The sequence below is a fragment of the Frankia sp. Mgl5 genome (genome assembly GCF_023242985.1).
Lineage (GTDB): Bacteria > Actinomycetota > Actinomycetes > Frankiales > Frankiaceae > Parafrankia > Parafrankia soli.
In genome coordinates this window covers 1-279 of the sequence record NZ_JALKFY010000093.1, presented here as the reverse complement: position 1 = coordinate 279, position 279 = coordinate 1, and the positions used below count along the sequence as shown (strand labels likewise).

The window sequence follows — 279 nt, the reverse complement described above, 5'->3', positions numbered from 1 at the left end:
GACATATTCGATACCATGGGAAAGCTTGCGGTTTGACTCAAACGGGCTGATCCCGGCCATCGTGCAGGACGCCGTAAGCAAAGAAGTGCTGACGCTTGCCTATATGAATAAAGCATCCCTGGAAAAATCAGTTGAGACCGGGGAAACCTGGTTTTGGAGCCGTTCGCGGCAGGAATTGTGGCACAAGGGAGACACCTCGGGAAACACCCAGCGAATTGTCGGGTTGCGCTATGATTGCGATGGCGATGCGCTGCTAGTGCAAGTGGTGCCGAACGGACC

Annotated in this window: 1 protein-coding gene; it reads left to right on the top strand. The window is 54.5% G+C overall.

The window, feature by feature from the left end:
• Positions 1-10: 10 nt before the first annotated feature.
• Positions 11-279 (top strand): phosphoribosyl-AMP cyclohydrolase (locus MXD62_RS08515; RefSeq protein ID WP_368862339.1); only part of this gene is annotated, 269 nt, incomplete at its 3' end.